Origin of the sequence: Microcystis sp. M49636_WE2, from assembly GCF_030065375.1 — a bacterium.
Classification (GTDB): Bacteria; Cyanobacteriota; Cyanobacteriia; order Cyanobacteriales; family Microcystaceae; genus Microcystis; species Microcystis aeruginosa_C.
Genome location: NZ_JASJFG010000971.1, coordinates 1 through 4587, shown reverse-complemented (window position 1 = coordinate 4587; position 4587 = coordinate 1). Strand labels below are relative to the sequence as shown.

Below are 4587 nucleotides of genomic sequence, written 5' to 3'. Positions count from 1 at the left end.
TTAATCCCCTTAGTGTCCTTTGTGCCTTTGTGGTTAATCCCCTTAGTGTCCTTCGTGCCTTTGTGGTTAATCCCCTTAGTGTCCTTTGTGCCTTTGTGGTTAATCCCCTTAGTGTCCTTTGTGCCTTTGTGGTTCAATCATATCCCCCCTGTCCCATAACTCTCCCCAATTATAATTAACACTACACGCCCCAAAATCCGGTTCTCTCTGGAATGGCCGGCGCACATATCTGACCTGAACCTCCTCTGAGGGAGAAACCGAAACCAAGGCCAGCAGAAAATCCTCTGGCTTGTTAAAGGATGCAAGGATCTCGTTCTTGGTGACAGTCACCGTCTCTGCTCCTTCTACTCTACCCTTGACTTCGATAAACCGTAAGCGGCCTGTTCCGGTCCTGCGCGATTCGATGTCATAGCCGCACTTCTCGGCGCTCACATCCCGCGGTTCATACCCCAAAGCTTTTTCGGCCGCCATGACTGCCGCCATTGCCAGCTGCTCGACGCGCTTTGTCTCCCGGGCAAACATTGGCTTGCCTAAAAGTCGCCCTAACAGTCCCCCCGGTACGATGAGGGCTGCTCCCACCACCACCGGCGGCGATGGGGATAAATGACGCTCCTGCTCCAATTCAGACAAGCGCTTTTGCAACCGCGTTTGTAGTTCATCGGCCCGCATCTGGGCTTTGTTGGAATTGATCCGCGCATTTGTCTTCCCCGCTTCTTCCTGTAGGCGCAACTGGGCCGCCCGATGGTCCCAGTAGTTGATCTCCTTGGTCAGGCGGTCTTTAACTGCTATAAGGGTCTTTTCAATTAACTCTTCCTTGCGCTGCCGTACCTCCTGAAGATGGGAAGAGACAAGGTTAGCGATCGCATAATTGCGGGCCCGGCTCTCAATCTCATTACCGATAGGGAGAGAATCAAGGATCGGCCCTAGGATCGCCCGCTCCTCTTCCTGCAAAGGACGATAATCTAGATAAGGGGCATACCCAGCATCCTTCTCTCCCTGTCTCTGTGGTGCAAACAGAGGAATTTCCACATACTGCATTCGCCGCGACACCACCCGCCGTCTGCCATCGGGATTTAGCCGAGCGTCTTGAATGGCGTGTTCTAAGTACACCAGCGCCCGAATTTCCTCGCTCGGATCACTGTCATCAACTAGGATAGCCCCCCGTCTGAGTAATTCCCGATGCCGTTCCAAGACAAGATCGATAGTGGCATCTAACAGGGGATGGCCGGGACAGACAAAGGTAGCAACGGGTTTACCCGGAACACTAATCAGGTCTTTATCAAAACAGATGCGCTCATAGCGTTTGAGAATTGGCTCTCCTATCCCGAAAAAGCGGTCTCTGTTACGGATAACGGCGGGGACGTTGGTAATCTCGTATCGCTTTGGCTCTCGCTGGCGTAGGGTGCCGCCTAAGCGTTGGAAGGCTTCGAGGAAAAATGCGGCGATGAAGTGCGGCTGTAACCGTCTGGCTTCGGCTCGCTCCATATCTTCTCGAATTTTCTGAACCTTGGAAGCATCGATCGAATCCCGTGCTAGGGCGCGTTCTTCCAGCAATTCCCTTAGTCTCTCTTGATCGAGCTTTTCAGAGATGACCTGGTTTGAGCTTGCTTTTATATCTGGGTGATCGCCGTAACGGATGGCTTGGATGAGAAGTTCGCGCAATTCTTTTCCCGCAATGGCTTTACCTAATACGTCGAACACCCGTCCGCCTAAAGCTTTTTGTTCGGCTTCGAGTTTTTCGAGGAGCGTCCGATACACATCTCCCTCGCGGGTTTCGTGAGCCACCAAATTCCAGAGATGACAAACCTCGGTCTGTCCAATCCGGTGAATACGACCGAATCGCTGTTCTAGACGGTTTGGGTTCCAGGGTAGGTCATAATTGACCATGAGATGCGCTCGTTGCAGGTTGATCCCCTCTCCGGCGGCATCGGTGGCCAGAAGTACCTGTACTCCTACGTCTTGCTTGAAGCCTTCTTCGGCTTTTTTGCGGTCTTCCCGACCCATGCCACCGTGAATGGTGACAACAGTTTCTGGGTTGCCAAGGAGTGTACTGATCCGCTCTTTCAGGTAGTTGAGGGTGTCTCTGTGTTCGGTGAAGACGACTATTTTGCGGCGGTATCCTCCTGCATCGAACATCTCCGCTTCATCCTGCAGAAGATGGGAAAACTCTTCCCACTTACGGTCTTTTCCGCTCCGTCGAACGGTATTGGCTAGGTCTTCAAGCTTTTTCAGCAGGGCGATTTCAATCTGTAGTTCGGCAATGGTACGCGATGCTGTGGCCTGATCGACCACCTCATCGACCGTAGCCTCCCGCTCGCTGCTATCGGTATCCTCAAAGTCGTCATCGATGTCGTCTTGGTCAAGGACGGTAGCAAATTCTATCTCCAGCAACTGGCCTCGCTTGAGCAGTTCTTCTTCTCGGAGTCGCTTTTGTAGCCGTTCTCGTCGTCGTTTCAAGGATTGATAGATGGCTTCCGGAGAGGAGGCGAGGCGGCGTTGCAAAATGGTGAGGGCAAAGCCGACTGTCCCCTTGCGCCCGTTATTGGCCAGGGCTTCGGCTCGGTTAAATTCTTCGCGCACATACTCGGTGACTCGACTGTAGAGGATCGCTTCTTGGTCGGAGAGGGGGTAACTGACCGTGTGAGCGATTCTTTCGGGGAAAAGTGGCTTGCCGTCAAACTTGAGCAGTTCTTCTTTGACCATGCGGCGCATCAGGTCGGAAGTATCTGATACATGAACTCCGTCCCGGAATCGCCCCTCAAAGCGGTCGCCATCGAGTAGAGCTAGGAATAACTGAAAGTCTTCTTCTTTGCCGTTGTGGGGAGTAGCGGTCATCAGCAGGAAGTGGCGGGTAACACTAGAGAGGAGTTTGCCCAATTTGTAACGCTTTGTTTCCCTAATTTCCCCACCAAAGAAAGAAGCGGACATCTTGTGGGCCTCATCGCAGATGACCAGATCCCAATCAGTCTGCTGGAGTTTCTTCTGGAGGTCGTCATTACGGCTGAGTTTATCAAGCCTAGCAATGACCAGACCCATTTCGGCGAGGGCGTTGCCGGTGCGGGCTGTTTCGAGGCGGTCATTGGTGAGTATATCGAAGGGAAGGTGAAATTTGTTATGTAGTTCATCTTGCCACTGGACTGCGAGGCTGCCTGGACAGACGATTAAGCAGCGCGCTAAGTCACCTCGAATCAGGAGTTCTCGAATTAACAATCCCGCCATGATGGTTTTCCCGGCCCCGGGGTCATCGGCCAACAAAAAGCGTAGGGGTTGGCGATCGAGCATCTCACCGTAAACAGCAGTGATTTGATGAGGGAGTGGTTCCACCAGAGAGGTATGGACGGCTAGAAGCGGGTCAAACAGGTAGGCCAACCGGATGCGATGGGCTTCGGAAACTAGGCGCAGCAAAGCTCCGTCGCCATCGAAACCCCACGGTCTTCCTTCGGTGAGAATCTCTAGGGTTGGCTCTCGGTATCGAAAGAGCAGTTCTGTGTAGGGTTGTCCGTTGGTATCTTTGTAGGTCAGTTCTACCGTGTCGCTGCCATGCCACTTGGCCTCGATGACGGTAATGCTTTGATTGGGCAGAATGCCGTTGACAATAGAGCCGCTCGTTAGTTCCTCAAGTTTAGTCATGATCGCCTAAAGACCGATGTCTAGGAATAATTGCATTTCAGCCCATATCCTCGTCAAAACATCGGTAAGGGCATGATCGCTATCTAATTCGATTAACTGCACCCAAGGACGAGAAAAAGCATAATAGCGACTATTTTCTAGGGGAATCACCTCATCGGCACGACCATGAATAATCAAGGTGGGAAGCTGCCTGATTAACTTGTCTTGGGGATAATTGGCTAAATCTTCGATAAATTTGTAATAGATTGGCAGATAACGGCGATAACCGTAGTGATAAACCGATAAACTCCCAGATTTTTGCCAATTGGCTAGGGTTTCTGCTTCCAATTGTCCTAACCAAATCGGACCGAAATTAAAAGCGGGAGCTAATAAAACGAGCCTTTGCACCTGAAAATAAGTTTCTGCCAGCCAAGCTGCCGTTAAACCGCCAAAACTGGAACCAATCAGAGTAACAGGAAGCTGAGATTGTTCAATCAATTGGCCGACTTGAACAATCTGACGAGTGAGAGTTAAGCTAGAAAAATCATCACCGTTAAGATCGGGAATTTCCATTGCTAAACCCCTCTTTTGCCAACAATGTCTCAAAAATTGCGCTTTTGTTGATTGGGGGCCAGAAGCAAAACCGTGTAGATAAATATATCTGTTTTCAAGAACCGCCATTCTAAAACCAATCAGATTTCCTCATCTTGCTCTTTGGCAGCACTGGGAGAAGAATTATAAATAGCATCTAACTGTTGACGAGCATCTTCAACAGTGAGAGAACGAATCACTAACAGGGGTTCATTAATCGGTTGTCCAGTCTCGTCCAAAAGTTCCGGATGGGAAGTCATGGGATAACCGTAGGGATTATAGGAATTAGCCGATTTAGCAGGACGTTTCTGGGAATCCATGCTGACAGTAATCAGACTCCGAATTAAATTATTAATGGTCAAAAAAGCGATAACTGTGAAGGCGAGG

General features: G+C 50.6%; 3 protein-coding genes. All 3 read right to left on the bottom strand.

What is annotated here, in order from left to right:
* Positions 1-108: 108 nt before the first annotated feature.
* On the bottom strand, positions 109-3630 hold the full coding sequence (locus PX484_RS22385; RefSeq protein ID WP_287766081.1) for a helicase-related protein: 3522 nt from the start codon (positions 3628-3630) through the stop codon (positions 109-111).
* A gap of 6 nt (positions 3631-3636) precedes the next feature.
* Positions 3637-4290 carry a YqiA/YcfP family alpha/beta fold hydrolase gene (locus tag PX484_RS22380; protein WP_043997773.1) on the bottom strand — a complete coding sequence of 218 codons (654 nt, stop codon included), beginning with the start codon at positions 4288-4290 and terminating at the stop codon, positions 3637-3639.
* Between the two features lie 11 nt (positions 4291-4301).
* Positions 4302-4587, bottom strand: a 286-nt coding sequence (locus PX484_RS22375) for a DUF2973 domain-containing protein (protein ID WP_288105555.1), incomplete at its 5' end; no start/stop codon positions are given.